19 protein-coding genes are annotated in these 19,418 nt (G+C 42.3%); all 19 read right to left on the minus strand.

Translation table 11 applies throughout. The features are described 5' to 3' along the window. Positions 1 to 3: 3 nt before the first annotated feature. The 19 genes from JI667_RS04600 to JI667_RS04690 all read right to left on the minus strand — a co-directional run bounded on the left by JI667_RS04600 (position 4) and on the right by JI667_RS04690 (position 19,408). Positions 4 to 321 (minus strand): YlxQ family RNA-binding protein, encoded by a 318-nt coding sequence (locus JI667_RS04600; RefSeq protein ID WP_206850906.1) that lies wholly within the window; start codon positions 319 to 321, stop codon positions 4 to 6. Between the two features lie 10 nt (positions 322 to 331). Continuing rightward, positions 332 to 601 carry an RNase P modulator RnpM gene (gene rnpM, locus JI667_RS04605; protein WP_206850907.1) on the minus strand — a complete coding sequence of 90 codons (270 nt, stop codon included), beginning with the start codon at positions 599 to 601 and terminating at the stop codon, positions 332 to 334. Positions 602 to 613: 12 nt separating this feature from the next. Beyond that, a complete protein-coding gene (gene nusA, locus JI667_RS04610; RefSeq protein WP_206850908.1) occupies positions 614 to 1,750 on the minus strand; it encodes a transcription termination factor NusA in 1,137 nt (378 codons plus the stop codon). Positions 1,751 to 1,785: 35 nt separating this feature from the next. Then, positions 1,786 to 2,256, minus strand: a complete 471-nt coding sequence (rimP, locus tag JI667_RS04615; protein ID WP_206850909.1) for a ribosome maturation factor RimP — start codon at positions 2,254 to 2,256, stop codon at positions 1,786 to 1,788. A gap of 186 nt (positions 2,257 to 2,442) precedes the next feature. Next, positions 2,443 to 6,762 (minus strand): PolC-type DNA polymerase III, encoded by a 4,320-nt coding sequence (locus JI667_RS04620; RefSeq protein WP_206850910.1) that lies wholly within the window; start codon positions 6,760 to 6,762, stop codon positions 2,443 to 2,445. A gap of 102 nt (positions 6,763 to 6,864) precedes the next feature. After that, positions 6,865 to 8,568, minus strand: coding sequence for a proline--tRNA ligase (locus tag JI667_RS04625; RefSeq protein WP_206850911.1), 1,704 nt, complete (start codon positions 8,566 to 8,568; stop codon positions 6,865 to 6,867). Between the two features lie 148 nt (positions 8,569 to 8,716). Then, the gene (gene rseP, locus JI667_RS04630) at positions 8,717 to 9,973 is read right to left on the minus strand and encodes an RIP metalloprotease RseP (protein WP_206850912.1); all 1,257 of its coding nucleotides are present in this window, start codon (positions 9,971 to 9,973) and stop codon (positions 8,717 to 8,719) included. 122 nt (positions 9,974 to 10,095) lie between these two features. Further along, positions 10,096 to 11,238 carry a 1-deoxy-D-xylulose-5-phosphate reductoisomerase gene (locus JI667_RS04635; RefSeq protein ID WP_206850913.1) on the minus strand — a complete coding sequence of 381 codons (1,143 nt, stop codon included), beginning with the start codon at positions 11,236 to 11,238 and terminating at the stop codon, positions 10,096 to 10,098. Between the two features lie 39 nt (positions 11,239 to 11,277). Then, the gene (locus JI667_RS04640) at positions 11,278 to 12,063 is read right to left on the minus strand and encodes a phosphatidate cytidylyltransferase (protein ID WP_206850914.1); all 786 of its coding nucleotides are present in this window, start codon (positions 12,061 to 12,063) and stop codon (positions 11,278 to 11,280) included. Further along, complete coding sequence (locus JI667_RS04645) at positions 12,063 to 12,854, minus strand: isoprenyl transferase (RefSeq protein WP_206851163.1); 792 nt, start codon at positions 12,852 to 12,854, stop codon at positions 12,063 to 12,065. The genes JI667_RS04640 and JI667_RS04645 overlap by 1 nt, the downstream gene beginning before the upstream one ends. Positions 12,855 to 13,063: 209 nt before the next feature. Beyond that, positions 13,064 to 13,621: a ribosome recycling factor gene (gene frr / locus JI667_RS04650; protein WP_206851164.1), complete on the minus strand. Its 558-nt coding sequence runs from the start codon at positions 13,619 to 13,621 to the stop codon at positions 13,064 to 13,066. Further along, positions 13,621 to 14,346 carry a UMP kinase gene (gene pyrH, locus JI667_RS04655; RefSeq protein WP_206850915.1) on the minus strand — a complete coding sequence of 242 codons (726 nt, stop codon included), beginning with the start codon at positions 14,344 to 14,346 and terminating at the stop codon, positions 13,621 to 13,623. Before pyrH ends, frr begins: the two co-directional genes overlap by 1 nt. Positions 14,347 to 14,433: 87 nt before the next feature. Beyond that, positions 14,434 to 15,315, minus strand: a complete 882-nt coding sequence (gene tsf, locus JI667_RS04660; RefSeq protein WP_206850916.1) for a translation elongation factor Ts — start codon at positions 15,313 to 15,315, stop codon at positions 14,434 to 14,436. Positions 15,316 to 15,466: 151 nt separating this feature from the next. Next, on the minus strand, positions 15,467 to 16,174 hold the full coding sequence (gene rpsB / locus JI667_RS04665; RefSeq protein ID WP_034760179.1) for a 30S ribosomal protein S2: 708 nt from the start codon (positions 16,172 to 16,174) through the stop codon (positions 15,467 to 15,469). Between the two features lie 155 nt (positions 16,175 to 16,329). Continuing rightward, on the minus strand, positions 16,330 to 16,908 hold the full coding sequence (locus tag JI667_RS04670) for a hypothetical protein (RefSeq protein ID WP_206850917.1): 579 nt from the start codon (positions 16,906 to 16,908) through the stop codon (positions 16,330 to 16,332). 70 nt (positions 16,909 to 16,978) lie between these two features. Continuing rightward, positions 16,979 to 17,737, minus strand: a complete 759-nt coding sequence (locus JI667_RS04675) for a FliA/WhiG family RNA polymerase sigma factor (protein WP_206850918.1) — start codon at positions 17,735 to 17,737, stop codon at positions 16,979 to 16,981. Positions 17,738 to 17,817: 80 nt separating this feature from the next. Next, positions 17,818 to 18,315, minus strand: coding sequence for a chemotaxis protein CheD (locus JI667_RS04680; RefSeq protein ID WP_206850919.1), 498 nt, complete (start codon positions 18,313 to 18,315; stop codon positions 17,818 to 17,820). After that, a complete protein-coding gene (locus JI667_RS04685; protein WP_244668199.1) occupies positions 18,312 to 18,947 on the minus strand; it encodes a chemotaxis protein CheC in 636 nt (211 codons plus the stop codon). The genes JI667_RS04680 and JI667_RS04685 overlap by 4 nt, the downstream gene beginning before the upstream one ends. Before the next feature lie 14 nt (positions 18,948 to 18,961). Next, a complete protein-coding gene (locus tag JI667_RS04690) occupies positions 18,962 to 19,408 on the minus strand; it encodes a chemotaxis protein CheW (protein ID WP_206850920.1) in 447 nt (148 codons plus the stop codon). Between the last annotated feature and the right edge of the window lie 10 nt (positions 19,409 to 19,418).

The following is a 19,418-nucleotide window of genomic DNA, read 5'->3' on the forward strand; positions in this document are numbered from 1 at the left end:
TGTTCACCCCCACTGAGATTCATCGAGCAGTTCGGATAATTTTTTGGCAAAGCCTGCATCCATTATGGCTACGGCTACCCTTGCCTCTTTTCCAATGGCTTGACCTAGATCATGCCTGTCTTCCACTAAGCACACGGGGACATTATACGATTTACACTTGTCCGTGATTTTCTTGTTTGTATTAGCAGAAGCATCTTTAGAAAGAATGACAAGTTTCGCTCGTCCACTACGAACTTCTTTAATAACAAGCTCTTCACCTGAAATAATCTTACGTGCCCGATTCGCCAATCCTAAAAGTGACATCCAACGATTTTGATTCATACGCTAAACGTTACTCCTTCTCCACAAGGCTAATCAATTCATCGTAAAGAGATTCATCTATTTTCGCTTGTAATTGATTGGCTAAAGTATTTTTCTTTTTAGCTTGTAAAATGATTTCTTTATCCTTCGAAAGATAAGCTCCACGTCCGGATTTCTTTCCCGTCGGATCGATGGAAACCTCGCCTTCTTTGGACCTCACAATACGGATCATTTCTTTTTTTGGTTTCATTTCACCCGTTGCCACACATTTGCGCAAAGGAATCTTCTTATTAACACCCATCTTACTCACCTCTTAATCTTGATTTTCAAAATCAATATTTAAAGGCTCATTATCATCGTACTCTTCCTCTTCATCCTGTGGCAGAAAGGCCTCTTCGCGAGGATACATGCCTAATTCCCTTGCATCTGTCTCACTCTTGATATCAATCTTCCAGTTTGTCAACTTAGCTGCAAGACGGGCATTTTGGCCGCGTTTACCGATCGCAAGGGACAGTTGATAGTCGGGAACGACGACTCTGGTTGCTTTGTCTTCTTCATTCACCTGTACATCCAGCACCTTGGATGGACTTAAAGCATTGGCTACGAAAGTGACAGGATCTTCCGACCACTGAACGATATCAATTTTCTCACCTTTTAATTCATTGACAATGGCTTGAACACGCGAACCTTTCGTTCCTACACATGCACCTACCGGGTCCACTTCAGAATTTTCCGCATGAACAGAAATTTTAGATCGGTCACCGGCTTCACGTGCAACTGATTTAATTTCCACTGTTCCATCAAAGATTTCTGGAACCTCAATTTCGAATAGTCGCTTCAATAATCCAGGGTGTGTCCTTGAAACAAATATCTGAGGTCCTTTTGTCGTCTTCTCCACTTTCGTAATGAACACTTTAATCCTGTCATGAGGTTTATACGTTTCATTTGGCATTTGTTCACTTACAGGTAAAAGTGCTTCTATCTTTCCTAAGGCCACATAGATGAAACGATTATCCTGGCGCTGAACGATACCTGTCATAATGTCTTCTTCACGGTCAACAAATTCAGAATAGATAATTCCTCTTTCTGCTTCCCTCACACGTTGAGTCACAACCTGTTTAGCCGTCTGAGCTGCAATACGCCCGAAGTCCTTAGGAGTAACTTCAAGTTCCACAACATCTCCTACTTCGTAACTTGGGTTGATTTCTCCGGCATCTTCAACTGAAATCTCCAGACGTGAATCAAATACCTCATCTACGACTTCCTTCCGGGCGAAAACTCTCATCGTCCCCGTATCAAGGTTAAGGTCTACACGGACATTCTGTGCTTGGTTAAAATTTCGTTTATAAGCTGAAACAAGGGCTGCTTCAATCGCTTCGATGATGACATCCCTTGCGATGCCTTTCTCTTTCTCTAAAACAGTTAGAGCATCTAATAACTGCGTGCTCATGGTGGTTTCATCCCCCTTTATAATGCGGTTAGTTCCTATGAAAATGTAACAGCCAATCGTGCAATGGCTATCTTATCTGTTGGAATTTCAACCTTCTTTTTTCGAGTCTTAATGGTTACTTCTAATAATAAATGGTCTGAAGTATAGGAAAGAAGTGTCCCTTCGAAGGCTTTTTCGCCGTTTAACGGCTCATACGTTTTCACATAAACGTTTTTGCCTATGGCTTTCTCGAAGTCCTTGTCTTTCTTTAAAGGACGCTCAGCTCCCGGTGAAGAAACTTCTAAAAAGTAATTATGAGGAATTGGATCAATTTCATCTAACTTTTCACTAAGTCTTTCACTTACTATTCCACATTCTTCAATGTCAACACCTGAATCTTTGTCGATATATACGCGTAGAAACCAGTTGGATCCTTCTTTTACATATTCCATGTCGATGAGTTCCAAAGACATGTCATCTAAGATTGGTGTAACAATTTCTTCTACAAGTGTTGTTATTTTGCTCATACTTACCTCCTGGTCTATAGGAAAATCTTGCACCAAGACTAGAAATGATAGTTCAAAAAATCTCCATGTAATAACGAAAGAGTGGGGTGCGACCCCACTCTTCTACCTTTAGAGCTATCTTTAGTATTTCCAATAAAAATATACCATAATCAACATTTTTATGCAAACAATTCCCATGGTATCAACTTAAAAGAGGGATAACTGATTCTTTTCAGGCAATGCTTCCAGGCATCCGTGATTATCAAGATATTCTATAATCGTCTTGGATACGCGGCCTCTTTGTTGAAGGTCCTCTTTTGATAGAAACTCCCCATCTTTCCTTGCATTCACAATATTGATGGCGGCATTGGTCCCTAAGCCGGGTATAGAATTGAACGGCGGGATCAGTGTGTCTCCATCTATCACAAACTCGGCAGCTTTTGAACGATAAAGATCCACTTTCTGGAATTTATACCCTCTTTCACACATTTCGAGTGCCAGCTCCAGAACCGTCAGAGTATTCTTTTCTTTCGGTGAAGCATCCAGGCCTTTACTATTGATTTCCTCTATCTTGGCTCTTACAGCCTGAGATCCTCTTACCATGGCTTCGAGGTCGAAATCCTCTGCACGAACGGTAAAATATGCTGCATAGTAAAGAAGGGCGTGATGAACTTTGAAATAGGCAATACGAACGGCCATTAATACGTATGCTGCAGCATGGGCTTTGGGGAACATATACTTGATCTTCAAGCAGGAATCGATATACCAATCAGGTACCCCGTTCTTCTTCATCTCTTCCACCCATTCATCCTGGAGACCCTTCCCTTTTCGAACAAATTCCATAATTTTAAACGCAAGTGAAGGCTCGAGTCCCTGATAGATCAGATATACCATAATATCATCACGACACCCGATCACTTCGCTCAGATTGCATATATTGTTATGAATGAGTTCCTGTGCATTTCCAAGCCACACATCGGTACCGTGGGAGAGGCCTGAAATTTGTACAAGCTCGGAAAAAGTTGTCGGCTTTGTATCTTCAAGCATCTGCCGGACGAACCTCGTTCCAAATTCCGGGATACCGAGTGTGCCTGTCTTACACATGATTTGCTCTTCCGTCACTCCAAGTGATTCGGTACCGCTGAAGATTTTCATCACTTCAGGATCATCTGTCGGAATCGTCTTAGGATCTATCCCTGACAGATCCTGAAGCATACGGATGACAGTCGGATCATCGTGTCCAAGAATGTCCAGCTTCAAAAGGTTGTCATGTATCGAGTGGAAGTCAAAATGTGTCGTTTTCCATTCCGAGCTCGAATCGTCCGCGGGAAACTGTATAGGTGAGAAATCATAGATATCCATATAATCCGGCACTACGATGATTCCTCCGGGATGCTGTCCGGTTGTTCTCTTTACACCAGTGCACCCACTGACCAAACGATCAATTTCAGCTCCACGGATTTGGAGCTGATGATCATTCGCATATCCCTTCACATACCCGTAAGCGGTCTTTTCCGCCACCGTTCCGATTGTCCCTGCACGATATACGTTGTCCTCACCGAACAGAACCTTTGTATAGTTGTGGGCATTTGGCTGATACTCCCCTGAGAAGTTCAAATCGATATCCGGAACCTTGTCCCCTTTAAATCCAAGGAAGGTTTCAAAAGGAATATCGTGACCGTCTTTTTTAAAAGGAACGCCACAATCGGGGCAGTCCTTATTAGGCAGGTCGAATCCTGACCCCACTGATCCATCATCAAAGAACTCGGACTTCTTGCAGGACGGGCATACATAATGGGGGGGTAAAGGATTTACCTCCGTGATTTCCGTCATGGTCGCTACAAAAGATGAACCTACCGACCCACGTGAACCAACTAAATATCCGTCATCCAACGATTTCTTAACCAGCTTATGAGAGATTAGATAAATGACTGCGAAACCGTGTCCAATGATACTCTTCAATTCTTTTTCAATCCTGGCTTCCACAATTTCAGGGAGCTCTTCGCCATAGATGCTTTTCGCCATGGCATAACTCATACGACGCATTTCTTCGTCCGCACCTTCGATTTTCGGTGTGTAAAGATCATCTCTGATCGGCTTAATGTCGTCTACCATATCGGCAATCTTATTGGAATTATCCACAACAATCTCTTTAGCTGTGTCTTTCCCCAAGAAGGAGAACGCATCGAGCATTTCATTCGTTGTTCTGAAGTGAACATCAGGGAGCTCATGGCGGTTTAAGGGATTCGCCCCGCCTTGTGACCCTACCAGGATCTTGCGGTAAATCTTATCTGTTTCATTCAAGTAATGTACGTTACCAGTCGCCACTACAGGCTTATCCAATTTCCGGCCTAGATCAACGATGTTCTGGATAATATCTTCCAGGTTCTTCTGACTTTGAACAATGTCTAATTCGATTAAATGCTGGTACACTTCTTTAGGATGAACTTCCAGGTAATCATAGAATTGAGCCTTTTCTTCGACTTCTTCTTTCCCTTTCTGCATCATCCCTTCGAATACTTCACCTTTATCACATCCGGAGCCAACGAGGATGCCCGTGCGATACTTCTGTAATTGAGAACGCGGAATCCGGGGGACACGGAAGAAATAATTCATATGAGAAATGGAAACAAGCTTATAAAGATTTTTCAATCCTTCTTCTGTCTGTGCAATCAATGTACAGTGATACGGTCTTGATCGTTTGTATGAATCGCCTTTTCCCATATAGTCATTAAACTGTTTATGATTCGTAATCCCTTTTTCCAAAGCGTCTTTCAACATTTTCATTAAAAGATATCCCGTTGTTTCGGCATCGTAAATGGCCCTGTGATGCTGGGTCAATTCAATGTCAAATTTCTTAGCCAATGTATTTAAGCGGTGGTTCTTGAATTGCGGGTACAGAAGTCTTGAAAGTTCGAGCGTATCAATGACTGGATTGGTTGCCTTGGGGATTCCGGCTTTTTGATATCCCGCATTTAAAAAACCCATATCAAAGGATGCATTATGGGCGACCAGTATATCTTCGCCTGCCCATTTATGATATCTCTGAAGGACATCATTGATTTCTGGAGCTGTCTGTACCATGTCATCCGTGATTCCCGTCAGCTCTATCGTCGTGGCGGATAGCGGATGATGAGGATTGGCAAACGACTCGAATTTATCAATGACCTCTCCATCTTTGATTTTCACCGCTGCAAGTTCTATGATGGTGTCGTAAACAGCCGAAAGCCCGGTCGTCTCCACATCGAACACGATAAAGGTGCTATCTGCAAGAGGCAGGTCTCGGTCATTATACGCAATCGGAACCCCATCATCCACAAGGTTGGCTTCCACACCATAGAGGAGTTTTATATCATTTTTCTTGCTTGCGTTATAAGCTTCCGGGAAAGATTGTGCTACAGCATGATCCGTTATCGCAACCGCTTTATGTCCCCATTTTTTTGCCTGTGCCACCAGGCTGGCCACTGATGAAACGGCATCCATTTGACTCATCGGTGTATGCATATGAAGCTCTACTCTTTTTTCATCGGCCGGAGCCGTATCCAGTCTAAGAACAGGCTTGATTTCATTCACATCATTGGCGATCATCACAAGGTCGCGTACAAATGTATCATTTTGAATGCTTCCACGACAGCGGACCCACATCCCCTTTTTCATTATATTCATGACGGCAGCATCTTCTTTATCCCTGGAGAACATCTTAACAAGAATCGAACTTGAATAGTCCGTCACCTTAAAAGTCAGTAAGGTACGTCCGCTTCTGAGTTCCCTGGTTTCACAATCGAAAACATACCCTTCGATGGCGATACGCCGCTCTTCATCATAAATCTCTTCGATTTTTCGGAAGTCAGCATCGTCCTTGATCGTAAGACCAAGCATGAACGGACCGCTCGGCGCATCACTTGCACCCTCTTTTTCGGCTTTTTCCATTTCAATAAGAGCCTGTTTTGCTCTTTCCTGGTCCTCTTTAAGCTTTTCTTCTAAAAATTTCTCATATTCGTTGCTTTGTTCTTCTACCTGACTTACCTCTGCATCGAGCACCAATTTAGGGAAACCGAAGTTTTCAAATGTCGTGGTGATCATATCACCGTATTTTCTTTTCAACTGCGTCGCTTCTGTATCATTAGAAGCCTGTACAATGATTTTGTTCCCATTGATTTTAGGCTTTTGCGTATTTAATAATTTCAATAATGGCGGAGATATTCCTTGGATTTCTTTCACACAGTCCTGCCAGTAATCAAAAATATGCTGATCCGTCACATTCGAATTCAATACCCTGATAGTATAATCTACATTGGCGATATGTTTAAAGGATGTTTGCAATGCAATGGAAAATTTATTCCATACAGTACAAGGGATGATTTCTTCAAATGTGAAGTAAAAATGCCACTTCTTTTCTTTACGATAGACTGCCAATTTTTCAATTTCAGCATGTCTGAAATATTGTACAAAGGCATCTTCTGTTAAGCCTAACTGTTGCAACAGCAATTGAAACCTTTCTCTTTTGCCCAGGGGCTTTTCTTCCATATTCTTTTTCCCCCATTTCTATTCGTATATCGTACTTGTCTACAGAATAAAAAGGGCTGACAGCAAAAGGATTGCCTCCTTTAAAGTCGAGCCCTTTTAGGTTTACGAAAGTGTCTTGAATAGTTCTTGCAGCTTGGATAGAAGTTCCTCTTTATGAACCTCTAACATCTCTCCGGTTTTTCTTACCTTTATTTCGACGATCCCTTCTCCCGCTTTCTTTCCTACCGTGATACGGATAGGGAGACCTATCAGGTCTGAATCGGCAAATTTAACGCCTGGACGTTCAGCTCGATCATCCATTAATACATCATACCTGTTTTCTTTGAATGAAGCATATAATTCGTTTGAAAGGGATGCTTGTGCTTCATCCTTCATATTAATCGGAATCAAATGAAGGTCATATGGCGCAAGATTCGCTGGCCATACCAGACCTCTATCGTCATTGAATTGCTCTGCCACCGCAGCTAATGTGCGGGATACCCCGATCCCATAACACCCCATGATAATGGATTGAGATCGGCCGTTTTCATCCAGGAATGAGCTTCCTAAAGCTTCTGAATATCTCGTTCCTAATTTGAAAACATGACCGACTTCAATCCCTTTTGCAAATACAATCGTACCATTGCCGTCAGGAGAAGGATCCCCTTCCTGAATAAAACGGAGGTCTGCATATTGGGATACCTCGAAGTCACGTTCAGGGTTTATATTCTTAAAATGGAATCCATCTTCATTTGCTCCTGTAACACCATTGCGAATGTATTTAACTGCGTGGTCCGCTACAACCTTTACAGTGGCTGAGCAAGGGCCGATAGATCCAGTCTCACATCCGATTACCTCTTTCGTTTCTTCGGCTGACGCTAATTCAACCACATCGGCATTTAAAAGATTCTTCACTTTGATATCATTGATTTCGTGATCACCACGGGATAACACTAAAACATGTTCATCATCGACTTTAAATAGAAGAGATTTAATGCATTGGTCCTTCTCAACGGATAGGAAAGTGGATACTTCTTCAATGGACTTGCTTTCTGGTGTTGAGACCTTTTCCAATGACCGCAATTCTTCGGTTGATTCGTTGTATGAATCAACCACTTCAGCCATTTCGATATTCGCGGCATATTCAGATGAATCCGAATAGGCAATCGTATCTTCGCCTACCTCTGATAAAACCATGAATTCATGAGTATCCTTACCACCCATTGCACCTGAATCGGCGATGACTGCTCTGAAATTCAAGCCGCATCTACTGAAAATATTGGAATACGCCTGGAATAATCCATCATACGTTTCGTCCAGGCTCTCAAATGATGAATGGAAAGAATACGCATCCTTCATGATGAATTCCCTTCCCCTTAAAAGTCCGAAACGGGGCCGTTTTTCATCACGGAATTTCGTTTGGATTTGATACATTGTCAGTGGCAGACGCTTGTACGATTTGATTTCATCCCTCACTAAGCTGGTAATCACTTCTTCATGTGTGGCTCCCAGGGCAAACTCCCGGTCATGACGATCATTCATTCGCATCAATTCCGGTCCGTACGTTCCCCAACGACCCGATTCCTTCCAAAGCTCAGATGGTTGTAATGCAGGCATAAGCAATTCAACTGCACCTGCCCCGTCTAATTCCCCACGGATGATTTCTTCTACTTTTTTTAATACTTTATTTCCCAGCGGTAAAAAACTATAAATTCCACTGGCATTTTGTCTTATGAATCCTGCACGCAAGAGAAGCTGATGACTCTTTATTTCTGCATCAGCAGGTATTTCTTTCAGTGTTGGAATGAATGTATTTGTTTGCTTCATCTACTAGCACCTCAGTTACCATATATATTATTTATGTAGTGTAAGAATTTCCTTCTCACTATTTTAACTTAAATGAACAGGCAGTAACACCCTCAGTTTTTGAATACAAAGGGAGAAACTGCCTGTTTATGAATCATACGATTGAATTTTACAAGAAAAATCTCTGTATGTCGTTCCAAGTAACGACTAACATTAGTACCATGAGAAGGGCGAATCCGACAAAATGGACCATCCCTTCCATTTGACGATCAACCGGTTTCCCTCTAACGGCCTCAACCGCGAAGAATAGGAGTCTTCCTCCATCCAGGGCCGGGATTGGTAATAGGTTCATGATACCCAGGTTGATACTCAAGATGGCCGCCCATCTCATTAAATAGTATATGCCGGATTTCGCTACTACATCAGTTGACTGATAGATTCCGACAGGTCCCGATAAAGCGTCAATTGAAAATTCACCGGACACCAGTTTCCCCAGGAGGACAAAAATCATCTTCGTCCATTCATAGGTTTGCTGGGCACTGTTCGTGACCACTTTCAGTGGAGACTTTTCCACAGGGCTATGAACTCCAATGATTCCAATCTCTTCTCCTTCAATTTCCTGAGGTTTCGGTGTTACAGGAATTTCGGTGTTGGAACCCCCTCGGTCAACATTGAATCTCAGTTCATCTCCTGGATGCTTCTGAATGATTGTTACGATATCGTCCCATGTGGAGATTTCTTTCCCGTCAATGCTAAGGACCACGTCATCCTTTTGAAGCCCTGACTCTTTCGCTGCACCGTCTGCAGTCAATTCTCCAAGCACAGGGTCATTTGTCGGTACCCCTTGTAATAGGCCGACAAGGATGAAGATGAAGAAGGCCAATATAAAATTGAATAATGGTCCCGCAAAGATGGCCAGTGCCCTCTGAGGAAGAGTCTTGGAAGCGAACTGCCGGTCCCATGGGGCAATTTGCGTTTCCACACCATCCTCAATGAAAACAGCCTCTCTAGAAATAGAGAATGTTTTCAGCTCTTCCTCATCTTCTTCATATCCACGAATGTGAAGCCTATGCTCTAAATCCGCTTCTTCCACTTCGATGACACGGATATTTGGATAGCGATCTTTGTTATTCAATACGATTTTAACAATCTTTTCATCCTGGTCCAATACAAGCCCTACACGATGACCTGCTTTGAGTTCCACCATTTCCGGGTCTTCTCCCGCCATCCGTACGAAGCCACCTAGAGGCAATAAGCGAATGGTATAGGTTGTTTCATTTTTTTTATAAGAGAAGACTTTAGGCCCGAACCCAATGGCGAATTCCCGGCAGAGAATCCCTGCGCGTTTAGCGAAAATCAGATGGCCCAGCTCATGAAAAAATACTAAAGCCCCAAAAATAACAATAAAGGCAATCACCGTTTGCAAATAAAAAACCACCTTTTTTATAACCTGTTCATAACAGATTTAAATGTTTAAGTATAAACTATAAGAAACATGTCCACTATCAGTCTACGCTCCTGCCCATCTAAACATGCGCAGATAGTTGATTACACCCAGCCAGCAACGAGTCGGCGTGTATGTTGATCGATTTCATGTATGGTGTCAAGATCGGGGGTATGTATCACATTGTGTGCACTCAGAGCCTTTTCAATATAGGTTTCTATATCGAGGAAAGATATCTTATTTTCCAGGAAAAGCGCAACGCTTGCTTCATTTGCAGCGTTTAAAACTGTCGTCATGCTGCCTCCGATCCGTCCTGCTTCATAGGCAAAAGCAAGGCACCGAAAACGATTCTGATCCATTTCTTCAAAGTGCAGCTTACCGATCTCAACAAGGTTGAGCCGTTTCCCCGGCCTTTGAATTCTATCAGGATATGTTAGGGCATACTGTATCGGCACGCGCATATCCGGAGTCCCAAGTTGGGCCATCACAGATGAATCATGGAATTGAATCATGGAATGAATGATACTTTCCCGATGCTGCACAACATCAATTTGATCGTATGGGATATCAAATAGCCAATGAGCCTCGATCACTTCCAACCCTTTGTTCATCATGGAAGCAGAATCAATGGTGATCTTTGCTCCCATTGACCAGTTGGGGTGATTCAACGCTTCATGAACCGTCACATCGACCAATTCTTCCCTCGTCCTGTCCCTGAAACTGCCGCCTGATGCAGTAATGATCAACTTTTCTACATTCTTTTCCTTTTCCCCTTGAAGTGCCTGGAAAATGGCAGAATGTTCACTATCAACAGGCAGCAAGGATGTTCCTTTGCGCCTTGCCGCTTCCATCACAAGGTGTCCTGCAGTTACGAGGGTTTCCTTGTTTGCAATCGCAATCGTTTTCCCTGCCTCGATTGCCTGAAGCGTAGGATATAATCCTACGCTTCCCAGGACAGCATTGACGAGGAGATCAGCATCCTGATGACATGCAACCTCTACCAGCCCTTCTTCCCCATATAGTACCTTCACAGATGATGGGATTTCCCTCGATAATGTATCAGCATCTTCTTTACACTGTACAGAAACGAGACCGGGATTGAATTCCATGATTATTTTCCTGGCTTCTTCTATATTTTTACCAATTGACATGGCAGTCAGTTTGAATTCTTCCGGATGCTCGCGAACGACATCAAGGGTCTGAAGTCCAATCGACCCTGTAGCACCCATTAAACTGATATTCTTCAACTCCTACACTCCTCCCGAATGAAACTCCCCCTTTTTTGTCTATAGCAGAAAATGAAGAAGGGGCAGTACAAATAGTAAACTATCGAAGCGATCCAGCATACCACCGTGACCGGGCAGGAGGTTTCCTGAATCCTTTACTTTATAATGCCTTTTTAATGCAGATTCAACTAAGTCACCGACCTGTCCAAAGACAGATAGAATGGCAGTGACAATCACCAGCTTAGGTATGCTCATATCAAGGTCGGTGAAGAATGTCATAACGACCCCGACGATGACGGCACATATAATTCCTCCAACAAAACCCTCTATGGTCTTATTCGGGCTAATTTCCGGCCAAAGCTTTTTCTTCCCCATTGCCCTGCCGATGAAATAGGCACCTGAGTCGGTTGCCCAAATGATAAATAATGCATAAAAAACAAACTGGACTCCTTCTTCTAAGCGAATTTCCATGAAATAATAGAAACCGATTCCTACATATAGAACACTTAGAAGAGAGAAAGCGGCATCCTCGAAATTAAATCGATTCTTGGTCGCAACCGTATACGTTAAAAATAATAACACAGCAAGAAATGCCAACTCAATTTTGGAGTAGCCGAAATCTGTTATGATCCCAATCGTTTCTGTCGGAATGAGGAAGACCCACAAAAGGGCGAGGGATAGTAATCCGGGAATGGTTAAAATCCATTGCCCCTTCATCTTCAAAGCCTCATATAAACTGATGGATGCGATCAAGTACATTAAAAGGATAAAGGGTGTTTCACCAAATAGGATGATCGGTAAAAATATTGCTGCCGCTACCACGGCTGTAATAATTCTTTGTTTCATTAGGATTCCTCACTTTGTAACCCACCAAATCTTCTTGAACGACCTTGATATGCTTCAATGGCTTCAACTAAATGTTCCCTGCCAAAATCCGGCCACAGAACATCAGTAAAAAAGAACTCTGTATAAGCCAATTGCCAAAGCATAAAGTTACTTAAGCGGATTTCTCCACTCGTTCGAATAAGCAGGTCTGGATCTTTTAAGTCTTTTGTCATTAAATATTTTGAAAATACTTCTTCATTCAATTCTTCCTCATCTAGTATTCCATTCTGCACATCTTTTAAGACATGCTTCATGGAATCAATGATTTCCGAACGACTGCCATAATTCAAAGCAAAATTCAGAATTAGTCCATCATTATGCTTAGTCTCTTCCATGGCTTTTGTAACGGCTGCCTTCGTATGATTTGGCAAGGCATCCGGAGAACCCATCATTTTCACTTGTACGTTCTCTTCAACCAGCTCAGGAAGAAACGTTCCTAAAAATTCCTCAGGCAGCTTCATCAGAAACTCAACTTCCATTTTAGGTCGTTTCCAATTCTCTGTCGAAAAAGCATATAAAGTCAAGGCTTCCAGTCCCAGTTCATTTGCCAGTTTGGTAATTCTGCGTACACATTTCATACCTTCATGATGTCCAGCTACCCTTGGCAAAGCTCTTTTCTTTGCCCATCTACCATTGCCATCCATAATGATCGCTATATGACCCGGAATCGGGTGTTTTAATAGTTCCTGGAATCGAGCATCCGCTTCCTCGGAAGTTTGTTGTCGTTTCCATTGCTTAAGCTTGTTTAGCATAAAAAATCCTCCACCAACAATCCAAAAAATATTTGCCCTTACTATCATATCAAAAAACAATGAAGATATCTTTAAGAAAATAGATTATGTATATTCGTATCCATTTTGAACGTAGTGGCGTTAGGGATAAAAACTAAATACCAAGGGACCGCCCCATAAGGAATATAAGTTCACTTATAGGTCGGCCCCCGGGATTCGTTTATGAAAGATTATACTTCCAGCATTTCTTGTTCTTTATCTTTTGCAACATTATCGATCTTGACGATGCTTTCGTCTGTTGCCTTTTGAACATCGTCTGAGTATCCACGAAGATCATCTTCAGTAATATCTCCGTTTTTCTCTTTTTTCTTCAATTCATCGTTTGCATCCCGGCGAATATTGCGGATAGCAACCTTTGCTTCTTCGGCTTCTTTTTTCACTAACTTTACGAGCTCTTTACGACGCTCCTCTGTTAATGCAGGAACCACGATGCGGATGATGTTTCCATCACTTGTAGGTGTAATCCCAAGATCTGACTTCATGATTGCTTTTTCAATGTCTCCCAAAGCTGATTTATCATAAGGCTGGATGACAAGCATACGGGCTTCAGGAATTGAAATACCCGCTAATTGATTAACCGGTGTCGGTGCGCCGTAGTAATCAACCGAGATCTTGTCGAGAAGAGAAGCATTTGCTCTTCCTGCACGGATACTTGCTAGCTCACGCGAGAATGTTTGAATGGCTTTTGTCATTCTTTCTTTTGCATTTGTTATGATCGTGTTTGGCATCATGATTTCCCCCTTACGATTGTACCTATATTTTCACCGGTGATGGCTCTCTTAATATTCCCATTCTCCATAATAGAGAATACTATAAGTGGAATATCATTGTCCATACAGAGTGAAGAAGCTGTTGAATCCATTACTGCAAGGCCTTCTTTCAGGACATCTAAATAAGAAAGTTCTTCATATTTAACAGCACTCTCGTCCTTTTTAGGATCTGCTGAGTACACGCCATCTACGTTGTTCTTAGCCATCAGAATGACTTCTGCTTCGATTTCAGCTGCTCGAAGTGCTGCCGTTGTATCAGTAGAGAAGTATGGATTACCCGTCCCTGCTGCAAAGATCACAACACGTTTCTTCTCTAAGTGACGGATGGCTCTGCGCCTTATATATGGCTCTGCAACTTGACGCATATCAATGGACGTTTGGACTCTCGTTTCGATCCCCAGCTGTTCAAGGCTGTCTTGAAGGGCCAATGAATTCATAACAGTGGCAAGCATCCCCATATAATCTGCAGATGCCCGGTCCATTCCCATTTCACTGCCTATTTTACCACGCCAGATATTTCCACCGCCAACAACAACTGCCACTTCTACATCAAGTTCAGCAATTTCTTTCACTTCCTCTGCTACATTTTTAATAACAGAAGGATTAATTCCGAAGCCATCATCACCGGCCAATGCTTCTCCACTAAGTTTAAGAACGACACGTTTGTATTTTGGAACGCTCATGGGAACCTCCATAAAATAGAATTTTTCTTGAAAAATAGGGAACACGCTAGGTGTTCCCTACTAAAAACTGTTCAACTTTATCTGATCTTACTTGTTTACTTGGTTCATTACTTCTTCAGCGAAGTTTTCTTGACGTTTCTCAAGACCTTCTCCAACTTCGTAACGAGTGAAATCAGTTAAAGTAGCTTTATTTGCTTCAAGGTATTGACGTACTTTCTGATCTGGGTTCTTAACAAACGTTTGATCCAGGATGCAGATATCCTCGAAGTATTTTCCAAGACGGCCTTCCACCATTTTCTCAACGATGTTCTCAGGCTTTCCTTCGTTTAAAGCTTGTTGTTTAAGTACTTCACGCTCACGTTCTACTTCTTCAGCAGAAACCTGATCACGGGATACATACTTAGGATTCAATGCAGCAGCGTGCATAGCAACATCTTTCGCCACACTTGCATCAGTAGTGCCTTCCACGACTGTAAGAACAGCAATGCGTCCACCCATGTGCAGGTATTCACCAAACGCAGCATTATCTTCTTTAGTACGGATTTCAAATCGACGAAGTGTGATTTTTTCTCCGATTTTTGCGATAGCAGCATTGATGAATTCATTTACAGTTGAACCATTAGCCATTTTTTGCTCAAGAGCTACTTCCACAGATTCAGGTTTGTTTGCAAGAAGGTGGTCAGATAATTCTTTCACAAGGCTTTGGAAGTTTTCGTTTTTCGCAACGAAATCTGTCTCTGCGTTCACTTCAAGAATAATTGCAGTGTTTCCTTCGCTTGCGATGTACGTAGTTCCTTCGGCTGCAATACGATCAGCTTTTTTAGCTGCTTTTGCAATCCCTTTTTCACGTAGGAAATCAATTGCTTTGTCCATATCTCCGTCAGTTTCTGTTAACGCTTTTTTACAATCCATCATTCCAGCGCCCGTTTTTTCACGAAGTTCTTTAACCATTTGTGCAGTAATTGCCATAGTAGGTTTCCTCCTTAGTTTGACTATGTAGACTTTGATCACCGTTTGGTGTAAGTCATTAAATGTACTGCCTCTATAGTAGAGTGCAGTACATGTGAATACTCTTTAAAAAAAGGTGATAAGGGTAAGCCCTCTTATCACCTTTCATTCATTACTCAGCTGCTACAGCTGCTTCTTCGCCTTGCTTAGCTTCTAGAATAGCATCAGCCATTTTACCTGTAAGAAGCTTCACCGCACGGATTGCATCGTCATTGGCAGGAATGACAACATCGATTTCATCCGGATCACAGTTTGTATCAACGATACCCACGATAGGGATATGAAGTTTACGCGCTTCAGCTACAGCGATACGCTCTTTACGAGGGTCGATGATGAATAATGCATCAGGTAGCGTGTTCATATCTTTGATTCCGCCCAGGAATTTAACTAAGCGTTCATGTTCTTTTTTAAGTTGAACTACTTCTTTCTTCGGAAGTACTTCAAAGGTTCCGTCTTCTTCCATCTTCTCGATGTTTTTTAGACGTGTAATACGTTTCTGGATTGTTTCGAAGTTTGTAAGTGTTCCACCTAACCAACGTTGGTTGATGTAGTACATACCAGCACGTTCTGCTTCTTCTTTAACAGACTCCTGTGCTTGTTTCTTTGTTCCAACGAAAAGAACTTTACCGCCGTTACCGGCTAATTCTTTCACGAAGTTATAAGCTTCTTCAACCTTTTTAACTGTTTTTTGAAGGTCGATGATGTAGATGCCGTTACGCTCAGTGAAGATGTATCTCTTCATTTTTGGGTTCCAACGGCGAGTTTGGTGTCCGAAATGTACACCAGCTTCTAGCAATTGTTTCATAGAAATTACTGACATGTGTGTTTCCTCCTAAATGGTTTTTGTTTTCTCCTCCGTTTCCGTCATCTTGTAGTAGAAACTATCCAAGATAGCACCATCTACCTCAATCGGGAAACGTGTGTAATAACACCATGAATACTATAGCATACCTGCACCAGCCAATCAAGGACTTCCTACATAATTTGACGAAATTTCAGTAACAACTCGATTTCTGTCTGGCCTTTCCCAACAGACTTTGCTATTTCTTCCATAGACATCCCCATCTCCTTCATAGAGAGAACTTGATGAAGAAGAGGATCATGTTCCGATTTCCCTGGTTTCTTATCCAAATCGTCGATGGGCTCAGACTCAGGCCTTTTCGTCTGCAGATATGCCTCCGATGCACGTTTATATCCGGTTCCAGTCCAATTAGATTTCTTCTGTGCTTTACCATTAGGTTCCGGATTATTTCTTTGCGGTGAAGTTTTATCTTCGGTGTCGTTATGCTCTTGAGATTTAAAGCTTCGTATGAATTCATCATTTTCTTCTTTCATTTCGATCAGGTATGTTGAAATGACATCTTCCATTTCAGCGATGATCTTCTTCTGATTTTTTTCCATTTCGGAATAACGGTTTTGTCTGGAGTAAAGTATGACAATCGAAAACAGACACACGATATTGAGAAGAAAGAATAAAAATAGTAGAAACGGTACCATGTAATCACCTTGTTTTTTATATTTTACTACATGCAGTTCCCCGTTTTCCCTTGGCATTAAAAGAACTGCCCCTCATGTTCCATCCCGGGACAGTCCAACCGTCATGTCGCACCATTATCCTCTGATATTACGAGCCCAGCAGTTTTCGCAATTTAAAAATGGATTTTGAATGGATCTGTGAAATTCTGGATGTTGATAACTTCATGACTTCCCCTATTTCTGTCAGAGTAAGTTCTTCCTTATAGAATAAACTTAGCACAAGTTGCTCTTTCTCTGAAAGGGTTTCAATCGTTTTCTCTAACTCAGCCAGTTTTTCACCCTTTAAAACTTCTTCCTCAGGTGAAATTGTTTTGTGATCTTTAATTGAGTAGTTTTGAGATTCATGATCGTCATCTGTCAATTGCTCATCCATGGAAAGAACGTTGGCAAAGAAATGTTCATTAGTGGTTTGGTAAACTTCCTCAGGTGTCATCTCCAGGGAAACCGCTACTTCATCGGCAGTCACATGGCGTAAAAGCGATTGTTCCAATTCCAGGGTCTTGGCCTCGATTTTTTTTGCACGGTCCCTCGTGGAACGTGGTAGCCAGTCTTCTTTCCTAAGTCCATCTAGAATGGCTCCCCTGACCCGAAAGGAGGCATATGTATCAAACTTCAAATCCCTTGAAGGGTCAAACTTCTGAAGAGCATCCAATAATCCCATCAACCCAAGACTCTTTATATCTTCCCTCGAGACGTTCCTTGGCAGCCCAACGGAAATTCGCTGAACATGATACGAAACCAGGGGCATGTACTTCTTCACTAACATATCCCCCGCTTCGGTGTCGCGACTGTCTATCCATTTCTCCCAATATTTTTGTTCATCTGTTCGAGTGGGTTGTTGAGACATAAGAATCCTCCTTGCTAACTATTTTCTTCACGGAAACGTTTGGCTTCTTGTTCATTTAAACTGAAACGGGATCCATATCTTCATAATTCCTTCGTTCCTTCATTAACTGTCCGGACCTGCAGAATCCTTGTGGAGGTGAAGAATTCGATGGTCCTCCCTTTGTTGCCCCCTATATCCTCTGCAACTATAGGAACTTTATGTTTTAAGAGGGCTTCTCTAACGGATTCTGCATTCCTCGGTCCAATTCTCATCACATCACTCTTGGATTGGAATTGAAACATCTGTGCACCGCCCGCCATCTTGCACTGAAGTCTATTCAAGTTGGCTCCCCGGTTTTTTAACTGTCGTATGAGCTCTTCAATGCCTGTATCGGCATATTTGGCCAAATTGAGTGTTTGGTCATTCCCCAATGAGGAATAGGGAAGCATCACATGAACCATTCCGGCAAGGCCAATAAGATCATCGTACAAAACGACCCCTACGCATGACCCAAGACCCGAGGTACGAATTGAGCTTCCGTTCTCGATTATATTCATATCTGCAATTCCTACCTTGACTACGGAGCTTGTGATCATCATAGCTTTACACCTAATGCCTGAAATATGATTTCAAATGAATCCGGGTCGGGCAGCAGGAAAAAATGTCCCTTAACACTTTCCGACTCGTCCACTTCCTCCTCTTTCAAGGCAGTGTCTATGACGATTGCATAGTCACTTACCCGGGAGATTTCCAAAAGTCCAAAACCTATGATGGCACCTGCCATATCGACTGATAAAGCAGGAACTGAAGGTAATAGCTTAAGATTCGTGAAATCAGACAGAGAAGACAAATAAGAACCTGATAGAATATTCCCGAGTTCCTGCATGGCAGATAACCCCAGTTCTGAATATGGAGGGGCACTAAAGGAAAAGGTACGATCGTTTATCATGGTCCTGATATACATGGACGCTCCATCAAGGGGCAGCAAGAAGAACATACTTCCCGGTGCATCGCCTTCTATTCTTAGAAACACACTTACTGCCACGTTGTCAGGTCCGCCTGCCATGTCCATCATCTCATCAAATGATACAATTTTAACGCTGGGTACTTTCATATCGATCTTTTTGTCAAGCAGTGTTGATAGGGCGGTCGCTGCATGACCTGCACCTATGTTCCCAATTTCTTTCAAAATATCCAAGTGCATTGAAGTGATTTTTTTTTCGTATCCCAAACGTATCCCTCCTTTTAGATGGATTCAAGAATTTTATCTAAATGGAGGAGGATCAGGAGTCTCTTGTTCTGTTTTACAACTCCGCCTATGTACTCAGCCTCTAATACTCCAACTACTTCGGGTGAAGGTTCGATCGCTTCTCTTGAAACATCGAGTACATCATTGGCAGCGTCCACGATCAATCCAACTTCTTTATCATCTAATCCTGCTATGATCACTCGCGTACTCTCGGTTGGTTCTGAAGACGATAATTCAAACCGGTTCCTTAGATCAATAATGGGTGTAACCACTCCACGTAAATTAATAACACCTTTTACATAGGAGGCAGTCCTTGGAACTCTGGTAATATGTTCGAGCTTCTCGATGGATCGTACTTGATTCACAGGAATGGCATATTCCTTGTCAACCAGTTGAAAAACGATAAGCTTTAAATCTTCCACTGTATCTACTACTTCACTCATTACCCATACC

The sequence above is a fragment of the Bacillus sp. NTK074B genome (assembly GCF_017303375.1).
GTDB lineage: Bacteria > Bacillota > Bacilli > Bacillales > Bacillaceae_B > Rossellomorea.